Here is a 19,589-nt window from a genome sequence, read left to right as displayed (position 1 = left end):
TATGTTACAAGTTGAAAATCTGCGCTTTTCCTACGTACCGGGACAAGATATTATGAAAGATGTAACTTTCACAATTGGGAATGGTGAGTTCATCACATTAGGTGGTCGAAATGGTTGTGGAAAAACCACTGTGACCCGTTTATTAGTGGGTTTGGAAACACCTGTAGAAGGTAAGATTTCTTACGACGGCCAAGATATTACGAATATGCCTACCTCTGAAAGAGGACGTTTTATTGGCTATGTATTTCAACAACCAGATCGCCAAATGTTCCGCCAGACTGTGGCAGAAGAGGTGGCATTTGGTCCTGAACAGTTGGGATACGACAAAGCAACGGTAGATCGCATCGTACAAGATGCTCTAGAACGAGTAGGTATTTCCCATTTAGCAGAATCCTATCCATTAGGCTTACGCCGTGGAGAAAAGCAACGAGTAGCGATTGCCTCAGCGTTAGCGATGCAGTCTAAACTGTTGATTCTTGACGAACCTACTAGTGGACAAGATGGAACAGAAACAAAAGGTTTACTTGTGTTGTTACAAGAATTGCAAGCCCAAGGTTTGACCATATTACTCATTACCCATGATATGGAAATTATGGCGGAATATTCTACACGAGTGATCATTATGGGATATGGCACAAAAGCCTTCGATGGATCCCCGGAAGAATTATTTACGCATCGTGAGGATCTATTAGAACTCGGTTTAACGAAGCCACCGAGTGTAGTGCTTAGTGAAACGGTACCAGCCTTAGGGTATTGTAAATCTATGAAAGAATTTGAACTGCGCTATGCAGAGTATGTGAAAGGATAGGAGGAGACCGATGAAATTTGTACCATTAACAAAAATTTGGGCAACAATCTTCGTGTCCATCTTAGCCATTGCTATGAAAACTCCGGAACTATTGTTAGCATTATTTGGAGTAGAATTGCTGGTAATGCTGATTGGTGGTATCTTGTTGCGTCAATGGAAAGCATTATTCGCCTTAATCGGGTTTTCTGCGTTCTTAGGTATTGTACAGTATTTGGGTAGCTGGTCCGTGGACTCTGCGGTTGTAACAGCTTTGCGCATGTTGACGATGACCACCATCTTTATGATGCTCATTGTAACAACAAAAACGCAAGATTTAACAGTGGCTCTTGTACAACAATGTCGTATCCCCTATGCGTATGCCTTTATGTTTACAGCGGCGTTACGCTTTGTGCCTGACTTTTTACGTGAAAGTAAAGCGGTGCAAGAAGCACAGGCCTGTCGAGGCATGTCGTTAGAAGGGAATTGGCTGACGAAGATAAAATCTTACATGACGGTCATCCAACCGTTGATGCTGAAATCATTGAGTCGTTCGGAGACAATGGCATTATCTTTGGAACTTCGAGGCTTTGGAAATCAGCAACATACATTTATGCGGAAAGTTAGCTTGCAAGGCATTGATTATGTGGCAGTTCTTGTTATGTTGGGCATCACATATGCTGTGATACATTACATCGTACTATAAGGGTCACTGGTGATGCTATATAGCCTGTGGGGCGTCACTAGTTCCGCTATATAGCCTGTGGCGTTCTTAATTAGCATAAGGGAAGAGCACGGCATATTCCTCCGCAAACTGATACAGTGGTTAGGTTTGCTCCGGAACATGCCGTGCTCTTCTTGTGTTTGTGTGACTTAGGTAGTTAAGGGAACGCCACAAGGCTACTACTCGTAACTGCGTTCCTTAGGGGATTGGAAGACCGCAACATACTCCTTCTCAAACTGATACAGTGGTTATGTTTGTTTAGGAGCATGTTACGGTCTTCTTGTGTTTGTGTGAGTTAGGTAGTAAGGGAACGTCACAAGTCTACTACGGCTAACTGCGTTCCTTAGGGAAAAAGAGGGCTGTTTATTTTGTTATAGTTTATAACTATGCAAATTTAGCATAGAGAGATCTATGGTTATATTTGACGTCCTATTTGCATCTAATATATACTAATATCATAGGATATAGAAATATATCGATATAAAAGATAAGTTTCGTTTATTGAGGAGCATACTATGAATAAAGTAATGAAACAATTAGCGTTAGCAGTTGTGGTAGGTGCAGGTTTATTTTCAGTGGCTGTGCCAACACAAGCGGCTTTCAGTAAATATACACCGGTACAAGCGCAAGCAGCCATTAGCTATGATCGTGCGGTGGAAATTTTTAAAGCACAATATCCAGATTATCAAATTAAAGATGTTGATTTTGATGTGGACTATGGTCGCCCTCATTATGAAATTGAAGGTTTCCGTGGATACGAAGAAGTTGATGTAAAAATTGATGCGGATACGGGTGAGATTTATCGCGTGAAATATGATCGTGACTAAGTCGTCTCTTGTTTTGCTATGCAGCCTGTGGTGTTTTTAATAAGATAAAGGGAAGAGCACGATGCTCTCCTGTTGATGATTGTCACGTTCAAACAATACTATATAAAGCAAATAAAGAGCACGGCACATTCCTTCAGAAACGGTATTTCATAATGTTTCTTCAGGAACATGCCGTGCTCTTTTAGGATAGGTGTAATTATGATATAAATGAACGTGACATTACCTTAGTTTATTTGGAGCACACCGTGCTCTTCTTGCGTTTGTGTGATTTAGGTAGTAAAGGAACGCCACAAGGCTGCTACGCTTAACTGCGTTCCTCAAGGTGTGGGGTGATATGCAAACTTGCGCTTTGCTTAGTTTGCTTCGAATGTATCGTATTTACTTTGGTTGAGCTAAGTTTTTAATAATAACTTTCAAAATTATTCTGCAAGTACTTGAAATGGACATGGCTGTTAGTGCTATAATAGAATGAGGTAAGTTCGTGCAGGGGTTGAAAGGAGAATTGATGGATTATAAAGTAGCAGCTTCTTTTTGGACAGAGAAGGATAAAACTGCAAGAAAGATGGACCCACGTGAATTGCATGTTGAGATTGTTGATTTTTTGAAAGCCCATCATACGTGTGCTTTGTCGACGCATAGTGAAACGGGTGTCCGTTGCACTCCATTATCGTATACTGTGCATGGTGGATACATTGATATTTTCTCTGAAGGTGGTGAGAAATTCTTTCACTTAGAAGAAGATAAAAACGTATCTCTTACTGTGTTCGACCCTTATGAGGGTCCAGGTACGGCGAAGAGTGTTCAGATTCAAGGTGTGGCAACGGTGCTAGGCCCTGATGATGAAGAGTATGCTAAGGTACTAACAGAAATTGGTATGGAAAAATTATTAGAACGTGATGATGCATTGTATTTGATTCGTGTGAAATCGAATGAGATTGTTTACTTGAATGGTTCTTTGCGAGCACGTGGCTATTATATTCGCCAAGTCTTGGCGAGATAGGGTAGATTCTTTTTGCACATCTGCGTCAAGTATGATATAATAAATAAAGACCGCCGTTAGAGGTTTCATCTAACGGCGGTCTTTATTTTAGAAATGGAGACAACAATTAATGAATATACAACGTATCTTACTGAGTGCGCTATTAGGAGCAACGTTAGTAGTGACGGCTGCTTGTGGTACTGACGCAGCTCAGCAAGCAAAATCTGAAGTAGGGAAAGAAGTGAAAGTAGAAACAAAAATGCCTAGCTTTGATGCGACACCAATTGCTGATGAATATGCAACGATTCATACGAATAAAGGCGATATCAAAGTACGTCTATATGGCAGTAAGGCCCCTATTACTGTGAAAAACTTTAAAAGTTTAATTGAGCAAGGATATTACAATAATTTAACCTTTCACCGTGTTATCGATGGATTCATGATCCAAGGTGGAGATAATAAAAAAGGTGGTCCTGGATATACAATTCCTGATGAAGTAAGCAATGATTTACACTTTAATAAAATGGGGATCTTGGCGATGGCTAATGCAGGCCCTAATACAGGGAATGCTCAGTTCTTTATTACAGTGGCACCAACCCCATGGCTAGATAACAAACACACTATCTTTGGAGTGGTTGTACAGGGTATGGACGTGGTAGAAGCGATCAGTCGTGTGCCGAGAGATAAACGGGATACTCCAAAAGAACCAGTGGTGATTCAGTCTGTTGATTTAGCACCAATTCCAGCTGGTGAATAAGATGGAAGAAAAATTTTACACCTATATGGTACGCTGTGCAGATGGCTCTCTATATACGGGATGGACTACGGATTTAGAAAAACGTATACGAGCTCATAATGGTGAAATTAAAGGGGGCGCCAAGTATACACGAAGTCGAAGACCAGTCACTTTAGTATGGAGTACAGCTTTCAGTAGAAAGCAAGATGCTCAATCCATGGAACAGCAAGTAAAGCGCATGGAACGGGCCCAAAAAGATGCCCTCATTGCGGCAAATTGTGATATAATGAAATGATACAGATAGTGCGTGAATACGAGAGGAGGAATGCTAATGAAACGAGTCATTGTGTCCGTGAAAAGTACGCAACGTGATGCGGATGGAGAAGATACGGTGGTGGAATTAGTATCCTCTGGTAAGTATTATGAAACAGCCTTGGCGAAACACATCATTTATGATGAAAGTGAAGTCACTGGTTTGGGGAATACAAAAACAACCATTAAAGCCTATAAGGATTCGGTGGTACTCCTAAGAACTGGTGAATTTTCTATGCGCCATGAGTATCAACTGGGGAAGACTAACATTGCAAGTTTGGAAACGCCATATGGGGCGGTAGAACTAGCTATGCTAACACATGAATTAGATATAGATTTGAAAGATGGCAAGGGTCATATTTGTTTAGGATATGATATCTCTGTTGGTGGTGAATGGCAATTTTACAACCAACTATATGTAGAGATTCGGGAGGATGTACATTATGGACATGAAAGAAGTTTTGAAAGCAGCCATTAAGGATGCTTTGCAGATAGCTCTAGAACAAGGAGAATTACCAGAAGGTGTCTATCCAGAGGCACATTTGGAAGTGCCACCGCAGAAAGAATTTGGCGATTTTTCTACGAATATTGCTATGCAATCTGCACGAGTAGCGAAATCTAACCCACGTGCCATTGCGGAAACGATCATTTCCCATATGAACTATGATTGGTTAGAGCGCGCAGAAGTAGCTGGTGCGGGATTTATTAATTTCTTCCTAGCCTCTGATGTGATTTACGATACTTTAAAAAATATATTAACAACAGGGGACACATATGGTAATGCACCACTTCGTGAAGAAGATACAGTGCAAATCGAGTATGTTAGTGCAAACCCAACTGGTTTGTTACATGTAGGCCATGGTCGTGGTGCTGCCTATGGTAGTGCGTTGGTAAATTTAATGCGTGCAGCTGGATATAATGTGTTTGCTGAATATTACATTAATGATGCAGGTAAACAAATCGACAACTTAGCGGCCTCTGTGAATGCTCGTTATTTGGAATTATTAGATATGAAACATGAGTTCCCTGAGTCTGGCTATCGTGGTCAAGATGTCATCGATACAGCGCAGGAATTGATTAACTGGAGAGGCGATTTCTTTGCAGTGCTTCCAGAAGAAGAGCGTGTTCCATTCTTTAAAGAATTTGCTTTAACAGAAAAATTAAATGGATTACGCAAAACATTACGTAATTTCCGCGTAGGGTTTGATCGTTGGTTTAGCGAACGTAGTTTGCATAAAAGCGGTGAGATTCGCACATTGGTGAATCAGTTATTAGAGTCTGGCGGAATGTATGAAAAAGATGGCGCTTACTGGTTGGCATCTATGCAATATGGAGATGACAAAGACCGTGTAGTTATCCGTGATAATGGAGAACCAACATACTTAGCCGCAGATATTGCGTACCACAAAGATAAATACGAACGTGGTTACAAACAATTAATTAACATTTGGGGTGCTGACCATCATGGTTATATTGCTCGTGTAAAAGCAGCTATGGAAGCGCTTGGGTTCAATCCAGATAAGTTAGAAGTTCTGTTATTACAAATGGTATTTTTATACCGTGATGGGGAACTTGTAAAAATGTCCAAACGTACTGGTGAAACTATTACTTTGGATGAATTGATTGAAGACGTAGGAGTGGATGCAGCAAGATACTTCTTCTTGATGCGCTCCTTAGATAGTCAATTGGACTTCGACATCAATTTGGCATCCTCTAAATCTAACGACAATCCAGTGTACTACATCCAGTATGCACATGCTCGTATTCATAGTATTTTTGGACAAGTAAAAGAAGCGGGTATTGCCTATGGCGACTGGGCAAATACATCTTTCACAGCATTGCAAAGTGAACAAGAAGTGGAATTGATTAAAAAATTAGCGGCTTATCCAGAAGAAATTCAACTATCTGCTAATAATAAAGCACCACATCGTATTGCTAAATACTTGTACGATGTAGCAAGTCTATTCCATTCCTTCTATAAACAAGGTCGTATCATGGGCGTTGAACCAGAATTGCAACAAGCTCGATTAGGCTTGATTACGGCAACAGCACGTGTATTACAACATGGTCTTGGTATCTTAGGTATTTCTGCTCCTGAAAAAATGTAATCAGAAGCGCATAATTTATTAGGGAGGCATCATGTCAACAAAGTATATTTTCGTAACAGGTGGCGTCGTATCATCATTAGGTAAAGGCATTACTGCAGCATCCTTGGGACGTTTGTTGAAAAACCGTGGATATAAGGTGACAATTCAAAAATTTGATCCATATATTAATATTGACCCAGGTACAATGAGTCCCTATCAACATGGTGAAGTGTTCGTCACTGACGACGGTGCAGAAACTGACTTAGATTTAGGTCACTATGAACGTTTCATCGACATTAACTTAGGTAAAACATCCAATATTACAGCTGGTAAAGTGTATTGGTCTGTGATCAATAAAGAACGTAAAGGTGAATATCTTGGCTCTACAGTGCAAGTTATCCCTCATATTACGAATGAAATTAAAAATGCTGTGTTCCGCGTAGGTAAAGAAGATAATGCAGATGTGGTGATTACAGAAATCGGCGGTACTGTAGGGGATATTGAAAGCTTACCGTTCTTGGAAGCTATCCGCCAAGTGAAAAAAGAAGTCAACCGTGATGATGTGTTATATATCCACGTAACATTGGTACCATATATTAGTGCAGCTGGTGAGTTGAAAACAAAACCAACACAACATAGCGTAAAAGAACTTCGTGGCATCGGTATTCAACCAGATATCATTGTATGCCGTACGGAAAAAGAAATTTCCCGTGAAATGAAAGATAAATTGGCATTATTCTGTGACGTGGATCCAGATGCTATCGTGGAAAACCGCACTTGCAGCACGATCTATGAAGTGCCTTTGATGATGCAAGATGAAGGATTAGACAGCATTGTTGTACGCAAATTGAACCTAGAAGATCGTCCTGCAGATATGACAGAATGGAAAGAAATGGTTCATAAAATCTTACATCCTAAACAAGAAATTACCATCGCTCTTGTTGGTAAATACGTAGCATTACATGATGCGTACATTTCTGTAGCAGAAGCGTTGGGTCATGCAGGTATCGTAGAAGATACAAAAGTGAACATTAAATGGGTTGATTCTGAAGCGGTAGAAGCTGAAGGTACTGATTTAGCCGAAGTATATAAAGATGTAGATGGTATCTTAGTACCAGGCGGTTTTGGTTGCCGTGGTGTAGAAGGTAAAATTTCGACCATCCAATATGCTCGTGAGCACAAAGTGCCGTTCCTTGGCATTTGCTTGGGCATGCAAACATCTGTGATGGAATTTGCTCGTTCCGTTTTAGATATGAAAGGCGCTACTTCCACAGAATTTGATGAAAGTTGCCAGTTCCCTGTCATCGACTTAATGGACGAACAAGTAGATGTAGATGAAAAAGGCGGTACAATGCGTCTTGGCGTATATCCATGTAAAACAGTACCTGGTACAAAAGTACATGAAGCATACGGCGAAGACTTGATTTACGAGCGCCATCGTCATCGTTGGGAATTCAACAATGCCTATCGTCAACAATTGACAGATGCAGGTTTGATTATCTCTGGTACATCCCCTGACAATCGTCTAGTAGAATGCGTTGAAGTAGCAGATCATCCTTGGTTCGTAGGCGTACAATTCCACCCAGAATTGAAATCTCGTCCAAACAATGCACATCCATTGTTCAAAGGATTTGTGAAAGCGGCCATCGAAAATAAAAAATAAGACATAGTGAGTATGTAATATAGAAAGGACTGTAACGAGAATACAATAGATTCTGGGTGCAGTCCTTTTGTACTATATAACAGAATTTATTCGTATTGTGTACACACTTAAATGAAAAACACATTAGTCTATTGACAAGCGACTCGAAATACTATAGAATAGTCTTCAGTTACATAAAGCAAATGCGATGAACAGGTATAAAGATATAGTTAGTTGCTTTCAGAGAGCTACTGGTCGGTGTGAAGTAGTAGGACGATTATATTGAAACTCCCCTGTGAGCAGCGATGGTGAAACTAAGTAGTCATTGACGGTAGTTCCGTTATAACTGTGAGAACCAACTAGGGTGGGACCGTGTTATTGAAATGATAATGCCCCTTGATGTGCGCTGCACATTGAGGGGCTTTTTTGTATCATAGGTTGATTATGAAGTTCTTACATTTTACGATGAGATCTGTATAAGGTATACAGTACAAGTAAACTCTATTGGAATGTTCTGATAGATGTAAGCATGGCTTACTAACAGTAGGATAGGCGGATGATTATGACAAACAACCGCACTTAACAATGTTAGAATCTGTAATGTACTACTAGGACAGACAGTATGTAAAATGTAAAAACTACTTTACAACCAATATATTATATAACGCCCCTAGGGATGCATAGACATCTCTGGGGGCGTTTTTCTATTCTCTGAAAGAAATCTCAGAGGGCACGTACTTAAAACCACCATAGGAATGATTTTAGCAAAGGTGAGATATGGAGGCCACATATTCAGTTTTTTAAAATCATCCATTAGAATAGATATACGAACAGATATAGATTAGTCAGAAAGAGGAATAACCATGGATAACAGAATTTATTTTTTTGATACTACACTACGTGATGGGGAGCAAACACCTGGTGTTTCCCTTCAAACACCAGAAAAAGTAGAGATTGCACAAGCTCTTGTGCGCCTTGGATTAGATGTCATCGAAGCTGGTTTCCCAGCGGCGTCGGAAGGTGACTTTGAAGCGGTAGCTACGATTGCTAAAGAAGTACGTGGATGTACTATCGCAGCATTGGCTCGATCCAATGAAAATGACGTTACAAAAGCAGCAGAAGCACTAGCAGGAGCAGAGCGCAGTCGTCTTCATGTGTTTATCGCTACTAGCGATATTCATCTAGAATATAAATTGAAAAAGACTCGTGAAGAAGTGTTAGATATTGTGAAACACATCCTTGAATTTGCAAAAGGTAAATTCGATGAAATCGAGTTCTCCGCAGAAGATGCGTCTCGTACAGATTTAGATTATCTATGTCGTGTCTTTGAAGTGGCTATTGAAGGTGGAGCTTCTATCTTGAATGTACCAGATACTGTAGGCTACATGACACCAGAAGAGTTTGGTAATCGTATTCGTTACATCAAAGAACATACGAAAGGTATAGAAAAGGCAATCATCAGTGTACATTGTCATAATGACTTAGGCCTTGCTAATGCGAACACATTGGCAGCTATCGAAGCGGGGGCTCGTCAAGTGGAATGTACTATGAATGGCTTGGGAGAACGAGCTGGTAATGTGGCTATCGAAGAAGTGGTGATGGCTATTAAAACTCGTCATGACCATTATCCATTCGATGTACACATCGACACACCACTATTCACTCGTACTAGTAAATTGGTGAGCAAACTTTGCGGTGTTGCTGTATCTCCTAACAAAGCTATCGTAGGTGCCAATGCCTTCGCACATGAGTCCGGCATTCATCAACATGGTATGTTGAACAATCCAACGACGTATGAAATCATGACTCCTGCTAGCGTAGGAGCAGAAAAAACGTCCATCGTATTGGGTAAACATTCTGGACGCCATGCTTTTGAAGATCATCTAGTGAATCTAGGCTTTCAGTTAGAAGAAGAACGAGTGAATGAATTGTTCATTCAATTCAAAACCTTAGCAGATAAGAAAAAACAAGTGTATGATGAAGATATTTATGCTTTAGTGATGGATACTATGCATCACGAGCAAGCATTCCACGTGGTACAACACGATTATCATTCCGATCAAAATGGATACGTGCTTGCTAGCATTCGTGTATTAACTCCGAATGGGGAACGCATGGATGCCGCTGTTGGTGATGGTCCAGTAGATGCTTCTTTCAGAGCTATCGAACGGTTAGTGAATACACCATTTGTATTGGAAGATTTCCAAATCCGCTCCGTAACAGTGGGTAAGGATGCCCTTGGTGAGGCGGTTGTGAAAGTTAACTACAATGGCCGCAGATTCCAAGGCCGTGGGGTGAGCACAGATATCGTAAAATCTAGTGTAAACGCCTATATCAACGCAGTGAATGCCATTTATTTAGCAAAAGAATTAGAACAAGAGTTTGGAAACCAGGAGGGTTAATGTCATGGGTATGACCATAACAGAAAAAAATATGGCTCGTCACGCAGGGCTAGCAGAAGTAAAAGCAGGTCAAATGATCGAGTGTCAATTAGATTTCATCTTAATGAACGATATTACATTTCCGCCAGCGAAAAAAGAGTTTGAAAAAATCGGTAAGCCTGTATTCGATGCAGACCGTATCTACTTAGTACCGGACCATTTTACACCGAATAAAGATATTAAATCCGCTACACAAGCCAAAGTGATGCGTGATTTTGTACGACAACATAAGATTACGCACTATTTTGAAGTAGGTCGTATGGGTATCGAGCACGTATTATTACCAGAACAAGGTTTGATTGGACCAGGGGAAATGATCATCGGCGCCGACTCTCACACTTGTACGTACGGTGCATTGAATGCTTTTGCTACTGGTGTAGGTTCTACAGATGCTGGGGTCGCTATGGCAGAAGGCAAAACTTGGTTCAAAGTGCCAGAAACGATTAAAGTTGTGTTAGAAGGAAAACCTGCAAAATGGATTTCCGGTAAAGATATTGTGTTGGACTTAATCGGCAAAATTGGTGTGGATGGAGCTCGTTACAAAGCCCTTGAGTTCCATGGATCTGGTGTGCAATACATGACAATGGCAGACCGCTTGACCATCTGTAATATGGCTATCGAAGCGGGCGGAAAATGCGGGGTATTCCCGTACGATGCAGTGACAGAGGAGTATATCCAAGGTCGCATCACACGTCCTATCGAGCCAATTGCAGCAGACGAAGATGCAGAATACTGTCAAGTGGTAACTATTCAATTGGACGAATTAACTCCAGTGGTGGCGTACCCACATCTTCCTTCCAACACGCATTACATGAAAGATATTGTGAAAGAAGACCGTATTCAAATCGACCAAGTTATCATCGGTTCCTGTACGAATGGCCGCTTTGAAGACTTACAGATGTGCGCAGAAATTTTTAAAGGTCGCAAGGTGGCGGACTTTGTACGTTGCATCGTCATCCCTGGATCTCAAGATGTGTACAACCAAGCTGTGAAAGCAGGCTTGATGGACATCTTCATCGAAGCAGGCTGCGCTGTAAGCACACCAACTTGTGGTCCTTGCTTAGGTGGTTACATGGGGATTATGGCAGAGGGAGAGCGCACCGTTTCTACTACAAACCGTAACTTCCGTGGCCGTATGGGACACGTAGACAGTGAAGTATATTTGGCAAGCCCATATGTGGCGGCAGCAAGTGCAGTAGCAGGGTATTTAGCAAGCCCTGAGGAGGTATAATATGGCAGACTTTCAAGGAACAATTTGGCGCTACGGTGACAATGTAGATACAGACGTAATTATTCCAGCGCGCTATTTGGCGATTGCGGATATGGCAGAATTGGCAGAACATGCTATGGAAGATATTGATACTACCTTTGCACCGAATGTGAAAGCCGGTGAAATCATGGTAGCTGGCAAAAACTTTGGCTGTGGTTCCTCTCGTGAACATGCGCCAGCGGTGATTAAAGAAAAAGGCATTTCTTGCATCGTAGCAGATAGCTTTGCTCGTATTTTCTTCCGCAATGCTATCAACATCGGTTTGCCAGTGATCGAAATTGGCGAGGCTGTGGAGCGCATTCAAGAAGGTCACGAAATCGCTGTGGAAATGGCTACAGGTGTTGTCCATAATGTGACTACAGGTGAAAGCTACCAAGGAACAGCGCTACCACAATTTGTGCAAAATATTGCCAAAGCAGGTGGACTTGTAAACTTTGCGAAAACAAGACAAGACGGATAGGAATGATAGAATTAATAGGAGGCCCTAGGTTATGCTATTATTGATTAGCCTAGTGGTATTCCCTATAGTATGTATACTAGATAAATAAAATATTTTAGTATAGTGTAGAGACTTTCAAAAGAGGATTACTATGAGTGAAAAACAAATTGTCCTAATTGCTGGTGACGGCATTGGAGAAGAGATAACAAATTCCGCGCGTGCTGTGGTGGACGCAGCCTTTGCTAAAGCGGGTGTAACAGCTAATTGGATTAAGAAAAAAGCTGGTGGTGCAGCTATCGATGCTTTCGGTGAACCATTGCCACAAGACACGATCGATGCATGCCAAGCGGCAGATGCTGTATTATTAGGTGCTGTAGGAGGTCCTAAATGGGACGATGTAGATCCATCTATCCGCCCAGAAAAAGCTATCCTTGGCTTGCGGAAAGCATTGGGCTTGTTCTGCAACTTACGTCCAGTGAAAATCTATCCAGCATTGCGTGAGTTTTCTCCATTGAAACCAGAACTAGTAGAAAATGTTGACTTCGTTATCGTTCGTGAATTAACTGGTGGCATCTACTTTGGGGAACGTGAAGAAGCTCAAGGAGAAGGACCAAACGAATTTGCTTGGGATAAAGAGACCTACGCTCGGTATGAAGTAGAACGCATCATGGATGTAGCTGTAGAAACAGCACGTAAACGTTCTGGCAAAGTGGTGAGCGTAGACAAAGCCAACGTATTGGCATCTTCTCGTTTATGGCGTAAAATTGCGAAAGAAAAAGCAGAAGCCAACCCAGATATTTCCATGGATTACTACTATGTAGATAATACAGCCATGCAACTGGTGACGAATCCAGGTCAATTTGATGTCCTAGTGACAACTAACTTATTTGGAGATATCTTGAGTGATGAAGGCGCTGTTATCTCTGGGTCCCTTGGCTTGTTGCCATCTGCCTCCATTGGTACAGGTACTTCCTTGTATGAACCAATTCATGGTTCGGCACCAGACATTGCAGGACAAGGCATTGCTAACCCATTAGGCACGATCTTGTCTGCTGCCATGATGTGTCGTTACTCCTTGGATCTACCTGCAGTAGCGGACTCTATCGAACAAGCAGTAACAGCTGTCCTTGATGTAGGTTATCGCACAGGAGATATGTACCGTGAAGGATTCACAAAAGTGAACACTCAAGGCATGACTAACGCTGTGATAGCACACTTAGGTTAAGATTTGGTATATAAGGTATAAAAAAGCGCGGCACACTCCTCCACAAACTGATACTATCGTTAAGTTTGCTTCGGAGTATGCCGCGCTTTTTGCATATGTTATTGTCTAGATGCCACTAACATCGCCTAGGCTAAGTAAGTTATGAGAGGTCTTGAGAAAAAAATAGAGGAATTTATAAAGAGAAAAACCTAGAGTATTTAAAGTTTCGCGTGCTTTTGTGTATAATAGTGTACGTATGTCAATATCGGGAACGGAAAGTAGGAGGGTTTACCATGGCAGATGAACGAGTTACGGATCTACAGTTGGCACATTCTGTGCTAGGTTATACAGGTGTACCTGGGGCCTATGCCTATGAAGTGTTGCAGAATGTACTTTCAAAATATATAGAAAAGGGCGGCTCCGTGGAGGGGCAACGGATTGAGCGTTGTCAAAGTCATCGTGAGCTCGTACAGGCTGTCCACGAAGGGCGCATCGATTATGCCATATTGCCCATTGAAAACTCTATCGTCGGGGAAGTGCGGGATAGCACGGATTTAATCAAAGATAAAAATATTCACATCGTTGGGGAAGTGCGCCATCGCATTAGCCATAGTTTGCTAGGTGTACCGGGTGCTAGCCTCGACACGATTCAAGAGGTGTACTCTCACGAGCAAGCCCTCATGCAATGCTCACAATTTTTGGCGACCCACAGTTCTTGGCAATTAAGTCCTATGAATAATACTGCTATGAGCGCGAAATACGTGAGCGACACACAGGATGTGACGAAGGCATGCATTGCTAATGCATCTGCGAAAGAATTATATGGACTCACATTGTTAGCCCCAGACATTGCAAACTTTAAGGAAAACTTTACGCGATTCTTCATCATCACTCATAAGGATGTAAGGATTCATGATGCGCACAAACTGAGCATTATTGTACAAACACCAAATACGCCAGGGGCACTGGTGAAAGTCCTACGAGTTTTTGAGGAACATCAATTGAACATGGTCAACATCAAATCACGCCCATGTATGCATACACCGTGGGAGTATTTCTTCTACATCGATATCGAAGGAGAAGGTCGAGAATCAGAAGTAGAACAAGCTTTAACTGAAGTGCGAGAACTATCCAATTATTTGCAGGTCTTAGGGCATTATAAAATTTATGATGTACTGTGAGAATTTAACGATAACTTAAATACCATATGATTCTAATAGGGGAGCGTATTGATTCTGTATGTGGTGAGTATAGCTAGCATAAGAGGAATAGTTTAAAAGTTTGATGAAGTTTTATGACACCCCTTGCTTACGGAAATAAAGATATGATACTATACTCCTATGAGCTATATAGAAATATATAGATATACTGTATAGATGTGCTAAGAGAATGTGCTATGTAAATGTAGTATGCAAATCTAGTATATAAATATAGTGTGCAAATACACTATGCAAGCATAATATAGGCAATCGCCAATTTCTATATACGAATTAAGAATGTGACATTTTAGCAAGGAGACATAGTATGAAACGTACAATTATTTCTTTTTTTGTGGGCGTTATCGTGACAGGTTGTGCGATGGGCTGGTTCTGGTATCAAGATCGTGAACAATATACACGTGCAATCCCAGCTGTGAAAGGTCCGATCCAAGTAGCACCGGTAGTGAATGGAACCCCAGCAGGAACGACAAATGGAGCTGTGCCACAACAAGCAGGAGTCGTAGCGCCGCAAGCGACACAACAACAAGTACAAATTACGCAAGAAAAGGCGATGGAAATCTTTAAAACGGCATACCCAGACTATCGCATTGAAAAAGTGAAATTCGATACAGATCACGGTCGTGCTCACTATGAAATCGATGGAGAAACATTAACTCGTGAAGTAGAAATTAAAATTGATGCTGTCACAGGGGAAATCTTTCACGTTAAAGAAGGACATTAATACGTTGATATAGAATTATGAATACCTAACCTACCTAGTAGGCTAGGTATTCTTTCATTAGCAAAGGAAATGATTGTGTTAGTATTGCTATCGTTAAAACAAGTGAGTTCCTAACAACATCAAGAATCATTTACCAGTAGTATATTTTAACGTACTGTGTTAGTATGAATTATAGAAGGCTTGGCAAACTATCTGCGTGTAAGGTAGATTTATTTGGTGTATAGATGCTACTACATCAAAGATAAAGTTTAGAAAATCAATGGGAGGAGACCTTAAGGAATTTAGAATTTAGCCTATCAAATTTGAGTGAGTAAAGTAGAATGGAGGAGATTGTATGACAGAATTACATATGTATGTAGCGTATTTGACAGCGTGGACCATATACCAATTATGGTCTATTCATAGATGGATGAAATCGGAGTCAAAAGAGGAAAAAGCTAAGAATGCTGGTCATGCATTGCAAGAAATTTTAAACTTTGTATCTCCTAAGGCAGTAGCTGGATTAGCCATGAGTGGAATCGTTTTTACCGGTGCTGCGGATGTGTTGGGTATTTTGCTAGTGAAAGGCTTCATACGCGATCCTCAATGGTTAGATACTTTGTTGCTAGGTCTCGTTTGTGTCAGTATTATAGTGGGAATTCGGGCTGCTATTGAGGCGTACCGTATTGTTCTAGGCGCGTCTAATTCTCGTCAACCGGATCTCTTTTTGGTTCGCCATGAAAGACTCTTTAAAAGGGGACGTATCAATCTAGAAATTGTAGTGAACCGGATATTAAATGTATTATACGCAGGATTTGCTATCTATACGATGGTTATACTTTTACAATTATTACATATTTTATAATCAAATCGTATACTATATGTCTATAGAATATTAGCAAAAGTTGTGGTAGTCTGTTATAATAAATTGATTACATTGAATACAGTGAAAATGATAACAGTGTGCATATCGTTATGAGATGACGAATATAAAAGTAAGAAAGGCATTGATAATGAACGTAAACAAAAATACATCAGTTGCAAAAGATGCAAGCGATGTTATCGAATCCTTAAAAAACTCGTATAACGAATTAGTATACCCTTCTAAATCCTTCGGAGTAACATCTGTTAACAGTTTGGAAGCAAAGGCGAAGTTATGGGGCTTAAATCCCGTACCAGCAAAAGAGGCTCGTGTCCTAGAACTAGGCTGTTCTATGGGTGGTAATATCATCGGTCAAGCCGTGTATCATCCAGAAGGGTCTTATGTAGGCGTTGACCTCAGCGAATCTCAGATTGAAATCGGCAATGAAATTATTGAGGCCATTGAACTTAAAAATGTAAAATTAGTAGAACAAGATATTCTGAAAATTGATAAAGACTTCGGTACATTTGATTACATTATTGTCCATGGAATCTGGTCTTGGGTACCAGATGTAGTAAAAGATAAAATTTTAGAAATCTGTAATGTAAACTTGTCCGAGCGTGGGGTAGCCTATATTTCTTATAACGTATACCCAGGTTGGCATCGATTGAATCAAGTTCGTGAAATGATGATGTTTGCCACACAAAATGATCAAGGTATGGATTTATTAGAACGTACAGAAAAAGCGATTTCCTTTGTACATCATATGAATGAGCTTATTAAAGAGTCTAAAGATATTGTTCCTAAATTGGAGTGGAAAACAGACAGCTTTGATTCAGCCTTGGATCATAAAGCGTATTATATTGCTCATGAGTATTTAGAACCTATCAATGATCCGGTATATGTGAGTGATTTCATTAACAGAGCTAGAAAACATAATATGATATATGTAGCGGATACAGACTTTCAATTGTCGGCGATTACTTGGATGAAACGAGAACGTAGAGAGTTAATTGAGACTATGTCAGGTGGAGATTGGAATACAAAGGAACAAATCCTAGATTTTTATTATGATACACAATTCCGTCGTTCCCTATTATGTCATGAGTCACAAGCTCATTTACTACGTCATAATGAAGAATTTTTAATTGAAGCTATAGATTCTTTATATTTCGGTATGGTTAATAAAGGTAAAGTGTTGAAAGATACTGAGAATGCTATAGAGCAAGCCATCGTAAATCAATGCCGAACAGGAGAATTCTTTAATGTCGCAGATTGTAAAGCAGAACTAGAACGATTGCAGAATGGTACAGAATACAATGAAGTAGAATTATACAGTATGCTCATTCGTTTCTTGTTGTGTGGATTTATTGTACCTGTGACGGAGAAAAAAGAAATCAGTACTTTTGTAGAAGGTGTATCTACGGTATCAAAAGAGCTGGCTAGCTATGTACAGACTGTGGTGGATCGAGGAGGATTTAATTTTATTAATATTTCCGATTTGTACAATGATAGCGTTACAGGCTTTAACTCTGCTCATGTATTGATGATGAAAGAATTAGAAACACCAAAAACATTAGAAGAACTCTATGTAGTGGCAGATGAAAAATTAAAAGTAAATGAAACAGAATCATCTGGGAAAGTGGTAGAAATAGCTGGTCGTAGCGTTGTAGACGGTGCATTAGATGATTTGGGACGTCTTGGTTTCTTGCGTAATAAGTAGATGAATGTATGGTCAGACTAGGTGGTAAATCTAGCATTTCCTATTAAAAAGAGCTGTACTTGCATGTATAAGTTACATGTGAGTACAGCTCTTGTGTTGTTTGGTGAAACATCTAAGAATAGATGTAATAATAATTTGTATTTAACACAAAGGGAATCGCATTACGATTCCCTTTGTTCATAGTGTTATTGTAATTTTTCTAATAAGGTTAACAAGAACTTAGACACTGTTGTTACTGATGGTAAGTGTAAACGCTCTTTTGGTGTATGGGCACCTAGAATGGTAGGACCAAAGCTCAACATCTGTGTATTAGGTAATTGTGCTTTCAATAAGCCGCATTCAAGGCCTGCATGAACAGCTGTCACATGAGGTTCTATACCGATGACCTCTTTGTATAGAGCGATGGCTTGTTCTTCTAAACGGCTACCGCGTTCATATTCCCAAGCAGGGTAACGGCCTTGTTCAGAGGCGGTGAAGCCATGGGCTTTTGCCAATGTCATGATGCGGTCACGTAAGTAGGCTAATTGGCTCATAGTTAAACTACGAACAGAGATAAGAATATCTAACTGAGTGTCATTGTCTTCGACGATGGCGATATTATTACTTGTATCTACTAAGCCTTCTAGTTTTTTGCTCATGCCGAATACACCATGAGGTGCTAAGTATAAGAATTGTAAAAAGTTTTGTGCTTGCGCATCGCTATAGATAGTGGCAGGAGTCTCACAAGGAGTGATGGTTACTTGTAAATTTGGATCTTGTGGAGATAATTCGTGACGAATGATGTTTGCATTCGCTTGGATATACTCTTGCAATGCTTTTGCATCAGAAGGCTGGCAAAGGATAGTAGCCTCTGCAAAGCGTGGGATGGCATTATGCTTAGAACCGCCTGTAAAATGGCTCACAGATATAGGAGTTTCACGATGTGCTTCTACCAATAAACGAGCTAAGATAGTTACGGCATTGCCTAATTGCTTGTCGATTTCGATACCAGAGTGTCCACCGTGAAGGCCATCTACCGAGACTTTCAATGCAGTGAATCCTGCTGGTGTTGGTATAGAATTTGTTGGTAATGAAAGGTCTAGTCGACAGCCCCCAGCACAAGCTACGATGAATTCATGTTCTTGTTCTGTATCAATATTGATTAAGTACTGTCCATGTAGACGTTCACCTTTCACTGCCATAGCACCATTCATGCCTGTTTCTTCGTTTGTAGTGAATAGACATTCTAGTGGACCATGTGGGATAGTTGGGTCATCTAGTACGGCTAGGGCCATGGCTACAGCAATGCCATTATCGGCACCTAAAGTCGTTTCATTGGCGTGCAACCATTCACCGTCCTCGATGAGCTCGATAGGATCTTTGGAGAAATCGTGAGTAGATGTGTCAGATTTTTCTGCCACCATATCAATATGGCCTTGCAAGATGATTGATGGATGATTTTCATAACCTGCAGTTGCATGAGCGCGGATGATCACGTTCAATTCTTCATCTTGCTCTGCCTCTAATCCTCTATCGTTAGCAAATTGTATTAGAAAATCACTAATACCTTGCTCATTGCCAGATTCACGAGGGATTTGGCTGATTTCATGGAACCAGTGCAATACACTAGTTGTATAATTAGTATGTGTCATAATAATAC

18 protein-coding genes and 1 other annotated feature are annotated in these 19,589 nt (G+C 40.6%); of the genes, 17 read left to right on the top strand and 1 reads right to left on the bottom strand.

Features of this window, described 5'->3' with window-relative positions:
* Position 1: 1 nt before the first annotated feature.
* The 17 genes from EO114_RS04885 to EO114_RS04805 all read left to right on the top strand — a co-directional run bounded on the left by EO114_RS04885 (position 2) and on the right by EO114_RS04805 (position 17,950).
* On the top strand, positions 2-808 hold the full coding sequence (locus EO114_RS04885) for an energy-coupling factor ABC transporter ATP-binding protein (RefSeq protein ID WP_126940936.1): 807 nt from the start codon (positions 2-4) through the stop codon (positions 806-808).
* Between the two features lie 10 nt (positions 809-818).
* Positions 819-1,490, top strand: a complete 672-nt coding sequence (locus EO114_RS04880) for an energy-coupling factor transporter transmembrane protein EcfT (RefSeq protein WP_062401109.1) — start codon at positions 819-821, stop codon at positions 1,488-1,490.
* Between the two features lie 533 nt (positions 1,491-2,023).
* Positions 2,024-2,335, top strand: a complete 312-nt coding sequence (locus EO114_RS04875) for a PepSY domain-containing protein (RefSeq protein WP_127061848.1) — start codon at positions 2,024-2,026, stop codon at positions 2,333-2,335.
* Positions 2,336-2,816: 481 nt separating this feature from the next.
* The gene (locus tag EO114_RS04870) at positions 2,817-3,335 is read left to right on the top strand and encodes a pyridoxamine 5'-phosphate oxidase family protein (protein ID WP_009353003.1); all 519 of its coding nucleotides are present in this window, start codon (positions 2,817-2,819) and stop codon (positions 3,333-3,335) included.
* 109 nt (positions 3,336-3,444) lie between these two features.
* Complete coding sequence (locus EO114_RS04865; RefSeq protein ID WP_009352896.1) at positions 3,445-4,071, top strand: peptidylprolyl isomerase; 627 nt, start codon at positions 3,445-3,447, stop codon at positions 4,069-4,071.
* A 1-nt stretch (position 4,072) separates the two neighbouring features.
* Positions 4,073-4,345: a GIY-YIG nuclease family protein gene (locus tag EO114_RS04860; RefSeq protein WP_009352827.1), complete on the top strand. Its 273-nt coding sequence runs from the start codon at positions 4,073-4,075 to the stop codon at positions 4,343-4,345.
* Between the two features lie 36 nt (positions 4,346-4,381).
* The gene (locus EO114_RS04855) at positions 4,382-4,840 is read left to right on the top strand and encodes a DUF1934 domain-containing protein (RefSeq protein WP_038144345.1); all 459 of its coding nucleotides are present in this window, start codon (positions 4,382-4,384) and stop codon (positions 4,838-4,840) included.
* A complete protein-coding gene (argS, locus tag EO114_RS04850; RefSeq protein ID WP_127061846.1) occupies positions 4,806-6,470 on the top strand; it encodes an arginine--tRNA ligase in 1,665 nt (554 codons plus the stop codon). Before EO114_RS04855 ends, argS begins: the two co-directional genes overlap by 35 nt.
* Positions 6,471-6,501: 31 nt before the next feature.
* A complete protein-coding gene (locus EO114_RS04845; RefSeq protein WP_127061844.1) occupies positions 6,502-8,112 on the top strand; it encodes a CTP synthase in 1,611 nt (536 codons plus the stop codon).
* 178 nt (positions 8,113-8,290) lie between these two features.
* Positions 8,291-8,491 (top strand) — a binding site (T-box leader).
* Positions 8,492-8,954: 463 nt separating this feature from the next.
* Positions 8,955-10,493: a 2-isopropylmalate synthase gene (locus tag EO114_RS04840; protein ID WP_127061842.1), complete on the top strand. Its 1,539-nt coding sequence runs from the start codon at positions 8,955-8,957 to the stop codon at positions 10,491-10,493.
* 4 nt (positions 10,494-10,497) lie between these two features.
* Positions 10,498-11,763 (top strand): 3-isopropylmalate dehydratase large subunit, encoded by a 1,266-nt coding sequence (gene leuC, locus EO114_RS04835; RefSeq protein WP_127061840.1) that lies wholly within the window; start codon positions 10,498-10,500, stop codon positions 11,761-11,763.
* Between the two features lies 1 nt (position 11,764).
* Positions 11,765-12,262: a 3-isopropylmalate dehydratase small subunit gene (locus EO114_RS04830; protein WP_127061838.1), complete on the top strand. Its 498-nt coding sequence runs from the start codon at positions 11,765-11,767 to the stop codon at positions 12,260-12,262.
* Positions 12,263-12,392: 130 nt separating this feature from the next.
* On the top strand, positions 12,393-13,466 hold the full coding sequence (gene leuB, locus EO114_RS04825) for a 3-isopropylmalate dehydrogenase (RefSeq protein ID WP_127061836.1): 1,074 nt from the start codon (positions 12,393-12,395) through the stop codon (positions 13,464-13,466).
* Positions 13,467-13,738: 272 nt separating this feature from the next.
* The gene (pheA, locus tag EO114_RS04820; protein ID WP_127061834.1) at positions 13,739-14,626 is read left to right on the top strand and encodes a prephenate dehydratase; all 888 of its coding nucleotides are present in this window, start codon (positions 13,739-13,741) and stop codon (positions 14,624-14,626) included.
* A 343-nt stretch (positions 14,627-14,969) separates the two neighbouring features.
* A complete protein-coding gene (locus EO114_RS04815) occupies positions 14,970-15,386 on the top strand; it encodes a PepSY domain-containing protein (protein WP_127061832.1) in 417 nt (138 codons plus the stop codon).
* Between the two features lie 334 nt (positions 15,387-15,720).
* On the top strand, positions 15,721-16,230 hold the full coding sequence (locus tag EO114_RS04810; protein WP_127061830.1) for a hypothetical protein: 510 nt from the start codon (positions 15,721-15,723) through the stop codon (positions 16,228-16,230).
* 148 nt (positions 16,231-16,378) lie between these two features.
* The gene (locus EO114_RS04805; RefSeq protein ID WP_164723767.1) at positions 16,379-17,950 is read left to right on the top strand and encodes a class I SAM-dependent methyltransferase; all 1,572 of its coding nucleotides are present in this window, start codon (positions 16,379-16,381) and stop codon (positions 17,948-17,950) included.
* Between the two features lie 185 nt (positions 17,951-18,135).
* On the opposite strand, the gene EO114_RS04800 is transcribed toward EO114_RS04805, so the two are convergent.
* Complete coding sequence (locus EO114_RS04800; protein ID WP_127061826.1) at positions 18,136-19,581, bottom strand: aminoacyl-histidine dipeptidase; 1,446 nt, start codon at positions 19,579-19,581, stop codon at positions 18,136-18,138.
* Positions 19,582-19,589: the final 8 nt, after the last annotated feature.

Source organism: Veillonella sp. 3627 (assembly GCF_003992195.1).
GTDB lineage: Bacteria > Bacillota > Negativicutes > Veillonellales > Veillonellaceae > F0422.
The sequence above is the reverse complement of the archived record's forward strand: the minus strand, read 5'-3'. Positions and strand labels throughout refer to the sequence as shown.

What these genes read in the sequence shown, in the direction of transcription:
- EO114_RS04885 (WP_126940936.1), top strand. Translation starts at nt 2, where the DNA reads ATGTTACAAGTTGAAAATCTGCGCTTTTCCTACGTACCGGGACAAGAT.
- EO114_RS04880 (WP_062401109.1), top strand. Translation starts at nt 819, where the DNA reads ATGAAATTTGTACCATTAACAAAAATTTGGGCAACAATCTTCGTGTCC.
- EO114_RS04875 (WP_127061848.1), top strand. Translation starts at nt 2,024, where the DNA reads ATGAATAAAGTAATGAAACAATTAGCGTTAGCAGTTGTGGTAGGTGCA.
- EO114_RS04865 (WP_009352896.1), top strand. Translation starts at nt 3,445, where the DNA reads ATGAATATACAACGTATCTTACTGAGTGCGCTATTAGGAGCAACGTTA.
- EO114_RS04860 (WP_009352827.1), top strand. Translation starts at nt 4,073, where the DNA reads ATGGAAGAAAAATTTTACACCTATATGGTACGCTGTGCAGATGGCTCT.
- EO114_RS04855 (WP_038144345.1), top strand. Translation starts at nt 4,382, where the DNA reads ATGAAACGAGTCATTGTGTCCGTGAAAAGTACGCAACGTGATGCGGAT.
- argS (WP_127061846.1), top strand. Translation starts at nt 4,806, where the DNA reads ATGGACATGAAAGAAGTTTTGAAAGCAGCCATTAAGGATGCTTTGCAG.
- EO114_RS04845 (WP_127061844.1), top strand. Translation starts at nt 6,502, where the DNA reads ATGTCAACAAAGTATATTTTCGTAACAGGTGGCGTCGTATCATCATTA.
- EO114_RS04840 (WP_127061842.1), top strand. Translation starts at nt 8,955, where the DNA reads ATGGATAACAGAATTTATTTTTTTGATACTACACTACGTGATGGGGAG.
- leuC (WP_127061840.1), top strand. Translation starts at nt 10,498, where the DNA reads ATGGGTATGACCATAACAGAAAAAAATATGGCTCGTCACGCAGGGCTA.
- EO114_RS04830 (WP_127061838.1), top strand. Translation starts at nt 11,765, where the DNA reads ATGGCAGACTTTCAAGGAACAATTTGGCGCTACGGTGACAATGTAGAT.
- leuB (WP_127061836.1), top strand. Translation starts at nt 12,393, where the DNA reads ATGAGTGAAAAACAAATTGTCCTAATTGCTGGTGACGGCATTGGAGAA.
- pheA (WP_127061834.1), top strand. Translation starts at nt 13,739, where the DNA reads ATGGCAGATGAACGAGTTACGGATCTACAGTTGGCACATTCTGTGCTA.
- EO114_RS04815 (WP_127061832.1), top strand. Translation starts at nt 14,970, where the DNA reads ATGAAACGTACAATTATTTCTTTTTTTGTGGGCGTTATCGTGACAGGT.
- EO114_RS04810 (WP_127061830.1), top strand. Translation starts at nt 15,721, where the DNA reads ATGACAGAATTACATATGTATGTAGCGTATTTGACAGCGTGGACCATA.
- EO114_RS04805 (WP_164723767.1), top strand. Translation starts at nt 16,379, where the DNA reads ATGAACGTAAACAAAAATACATCAGTTGCAAAAGATGCAAGCGATGTT.
- EO114_RS04800 (WP_127061826.1), bottom strand. Translation starts at nt 19,581, where the DNA reads ATGACACATACTAATTATACAACTAGTGTATTGCACTGGTTCCATGAA.